This is a genomic window from Thiocystis minor, from assembly GCF_016653465.1.
Classification (GTDB): domain Bacteria; phylum Pseudomonadota; class Gammaproteobacteria; order Chromatiales; family Chromatiaceae; genus Chromatium; species Chromatium minus.
In genome coordinates, this window is the sequence record NZ_NHSQ01000136.1 from 1 (window position 1) to 4,147 (window position 4,147).

Annotated in this window: 5 protein-coding genes; all 5 read left to right on the plus strand. The window is 61.4% G+C overall.

The annotated features are described in order from the left end of the window. A partial coding sequence (locus tag CCR95_RS18710; protein ID WP_201097299.1) for an ATP-binding cassette domain-containing protein occupies positions 1-545 on the plus strand: 545 nt, incomplete at its 5' end. Between the two features lie 310 nt (positions 546-855). Beyond that, positions 856-2,085, plus strand: coding sequence for an aromatic amino acid transport family protein (locus tag CCR95_RS18715; RefSeq protein WP_276570285.1), 1,230 nt, complete (start codon positions 856-858; stop codon positions 2,083-2,085). 252 nt (positions 2,086-2,337) lie between these two features. After that, positions 2,338-2,589, plus strand: a complete 252-nt coding sequence (locus CCR95_RS26455; protein WP_420825672.1) for a c-type cytochrome — start codon at positions 2,338-2,340, stop codon at positions 2,587-2,589. Between the two features lie 69 nt (positions 2,590-2,658). Beyond that, positions 2,659-3,711: a cyclic nucleotide-binding domain-containing protein gene (locus CCR95_RS18720; protein ID WP_201097303.1), complete on the plus strand. Its 1,053-nt coding sequence runs from the start codon at positions 2,659-2,661 to the stop codon at positions 3,709-3,711. A gap of 256 nt (positions 3,712-3,967) precedes the next feature. After that, the coding region (locus CCR95_RS18725) for an STAS domain-containing protein (RefSeq protein WP_201097305.1) at positions 3,968-4,147 on the plus strand (180 nt) is incomplete at its 3' end.

Here is a 4,147-nt window from a genome sequence, read left to right on the forward strand (position 1 = left end):
CCGGCGCCATTCTGATCGACGGCAAGCAACTGGATCACCTCGACGCGGTCGCGGTGCGCCGGCAGATGGGGGTGGTGCTGCAAGGCTCGCAGCCGCTGCCGGGGTCGCTCTATGAGAATATCGTCGGCGCCGTGGGCGGTACGCTGGACGATGCCTGGGAGGCGGCGGAACGGGTCGGTCTGGCCGATGACATCCGCGAGATGCCGATGGGCATGCACTCGGTCATCCTCGAAGGCGGCAATTCACTGTCGGGCGGGCAGTTGCAGCGACTCATGATCGCCCGCGCCATCGTTGGACGACCACGTATTCTGTTGCTGGACGAGGCGACCAGCGCGCTCGACAACCGGGTCCAGGCAGTGGTCACCGAGAGCCTGGAGCGCCTGAGCGTCACCCGAGTGGTGGTGGCCCATCGACTCAGCACCGTCATCAACGCCGACCGGATCTACGTCCTGGTCGACGGACGCCTGGTCGAGACCGGCCGTTATGCCGAACTGATGGCCGCCAATGGTGTGTTCGCGCGCTTGGCCGAGCGGCAGATGGTCTAATGCGGCGTGAAGAGTTTGGCGTCAAACGCTTGTCCGCGCTCTTCGTCGAGCCGTCCGACGGCATCCCTGATGAACATCGGCCGGATACAACATCGTCACCTCCACTCCCATCCTGCTTGCCAATCGAGATTGTGTCGTGTGCCGATCGCCAGATCCTAGCGCGGATGCGGCACCGCGACATGCCCAGGGTGTTGCGGATGCTTGAATTTCTGATAATCGCCTCTGCGGCGATCCTATACAATCCCTGGATCCACCATGAACCAGCGCGGGGCGGTCTTGCCCGCGGCCATTGCTGATCGGGAGATCACTCATGCAACCAGGTCCGGCATCCAAACTCCAGGTCATCAGCATCGGCTTTCTGATCGTGGGCAACCTGATCGGGGCCGGCATTCTGGCGTTGCCCATCAATACCGGACTGGCCGGTTTCATCCCGTCTCTCATCGGCCTGTTCGTGACCAGCGCGGCCATGTACTACTCCGCGATCATCCTCAGCAGAGAATCGGTGGCCTACCGGGATAAAACGTTCAATTACCCGAGCCTGTACCGGCTTTATCTGGGATCGGCGGGCAAGTGGATCGCGATTATCGCCAACCTGATCATTCTCTATGGTTTGCTCACCGCCTATCTGACCGGTATCACGACCATCGTGGGCAATTTGCTCCATCTCACCATCGATCCGGTCTGGGTGATGTTGGGATTCTTCGTGATCGCGACGCTGATTTCGATGGCGGGAATGGTCAACCTCGAGAAATATATTGCGCTGCTGGTCGTGCTGAAATGTCTCGTGTTTGTCGTGATCGTCATGCTGGCAGGTGGCCATATTCAGTCCCAACATCTGATGCATCACCATTGGCCATTCTTGATCGCCGGCATTCCGATTCTGGTCACCGCCTTCCACTTCCACAACATCATCCCGGCCATCTGCGAGACGCTGCGCTGGGATATGCGGGTGATCGGCAAGACCATGCTGATCGGCATGGCGCTTGGCTTCGTGATGAACGCGACCTGGCTGATGGTGGGCATTGGCGTGCTTCCCCTTGACGACAGCTCGATCGGGCTCGTCAACGCCTTTCTGAAGAATCTGCCGGCGACCGTCCCCCTCGCGGAGGCCATTGACTCCCGACTCTTTCTGGTCTTCGCGATGTTTTTTGCGATGGTGGCCATCACCACGGCCTATCTGGCCAACGGATTGGGCCTCATCGGCTTCATGGATGATTTGACGACACAACAATTCGGCAAGTCCAACCCATTCTTGAGCCGTGCGCTGGCCTTTGCACCGCCCTTGGTGATTGCACTGGTTTACCCGGATATCTTTCTGAAAGCCATTGACTTCGCCGGCGGATTTGGGATTGTCACCCTGTTTGGCATCCTGCCGAGTGTCATTGCGATCCGCAAGGCACAGAGTTCCTCTCAGAAAGTACTCGGATATGTCATGCTGCTGTTGTTTAGCGGCTTTTTTATCCTGGAGACGGCGCAGGAATTCGGCATGCTGCGAGTCTCTCCGAATGTCGAATCGTGGCAGCATCCATCCCACTCATGAAGAAGCTGACCGTCTGCGGTTCTCTCGGTGGTTGGTCTTCCCAGGGAGGGCAAGCGACCTGATCGGCCTCAAATCCGAATCGGCTCGACCTCCTCCAGGTTAATCTGATCCTGGCGGCGATCATAGAGACCGGTGGTGCGCGCGCTTTCGTGATTGGCCATCTGCCGTGAAGCAGTTTTCCGCCCTTTGCGGTGGTGTGAAGCGCAGCGACCCGAAGTGGGGGTGGTGGCTAATGCCGCGCCCTATGTCGGGGTGGTTGCCGGCTTTCCGCAGTATCGGGCTCGCGACGGCTCGGTGACGATGCTGGAACAGCGGATCAACTCCTGTTTCGAACGCAGCCTGAACGGCCAGCCACTGCCCCTCGACCACCCCGCCATGGTAGACATAGTGGCCTACATGACCGGGCTTTCCCAAGGAGTGCCCGTGGGACGTCGCCACCTATGTCATCAGGCAGGAACGACCCGATTTCCCCGGCAAGGTGAGGGATTGGCCCGAGGGCAATAAGCCCAGGGATGCCCGGTACTGAGCCCGGAACCGGTATCCTTACTCTTCTGCCCCCTCAATGGAGATCCCATGAGCATCAAGACCTCCCATGTCCTCAGGATTTTGCGCGAGCGTTTCCACGCCTTCACGGGCCTCTCGGAACGCGCCCTACTGGAATCGCTGCAGATCTTCCGTCTCTTCGATCTCCGCGAGGGGGAGAGCCTGCATCTCACTGGCAGCGAGCTTCCCGATCGGCTTTACGTGGCCATTGGCCGGGTGGCGATCACCGACGCCACCGGACATCGCCAGGAAGTGACGGCGGCCGACCGGGGATACTTCGTGATGCCGCCCCTCCCCGTGGCGGTCACCGTGGAGGCATTGGAGGACTCCCACCTCTGCCATCTCGATACCGCGCTGGCCGATTATCTGCTCACCTTCGAGGAGGTGGCAGAGAGTCTTGTCGAGCCCGGTTCCAAGCACGGTGACTACCTCCGGCTGGTGCGTGACAGCGCCCCCTTCCAGCGTATCCCCCTGGAAAACGCCGAGCGCGCCCTGGCCAGTCTGAGTGAACGTCCGGTCCGGGCGGGAGAGGAGGTCGTCAAGATGGGCCAGGAGACGGACGCCTTCTTCGTCGTCGTGGCCGGGCGCGCCGAGTTGTGGCGGATCGACGACGAGGAGGGGATTCCGATGAAGGCCGCCGAACTGGAGCGCGGTGCGGTCTTCGGCGAGGAGAGCCTGCTCACGGGCAAGATCAGCTCGGTGACGGTGCGCATGCTGGAGGATGGCGTCCTGCTCCGGTTGGCCCGCGACGACTTCTCGCGGCTCCTGGCCCGGCCGCTGGTGCGCGAAGTGGATGCGCCGGTGGCCAAGGCCATGATCGAGAACCACTATGTGGCCCTCGACGTGCGTCTGGAAGAGGAGTTCGATGAGGGGCACATCCCCGGCGCCGTGCTCATCCCACTGTCGCAACTGCGCAAGCGAGCCGGCGAACTCGACCCGGCCAGACGCTATGTCGCCTATTGCCGCAGCGGTCGGCGCAGCTCGGTGGCCGCTTTCCAACTGAGCCAAGGTGGCTACGATGTGGTCAGCATGGCCGGTGGCGTCCTGGCTTGGAGCGATCCGTTGACGGAACCGGTAGACTGAGCCACTGGTAACCTCTCGGGTTCGGTCACTCGACCCTGATGCGGCGGCGACTTGGGTTTCAGCCAATGGCCTGTCCGCGCCTTTGGCCGAGCGATAGAGGATCTAAACCGGTATGATTTTAGCCGGGCGCGCCCTTCGATCCTCTGGTTTCGAGGCGCCGGGCCAGCCGAAGTCTCACGGCCGAATGGGATCGAGCGGTCGCTCGCTCGATGGTTTCGACGGCGCTTCAATCATTAGATACCAGGAATGACGACGCATGAGCATTTTGTCGAGCAAAGAGGCGGGTGTACTGATCGTGACGCCGGGCACCCGGCTGGACACCCAGACCGCGCCCGAAACCGATCAACTGATCGTCGACGCGATCGCCCGGGGCGAGACGCGCGTCCTGGTGGATTTCGCCAAGACCGATTACATCTCCAGCGCCGGGTTGCGGGTG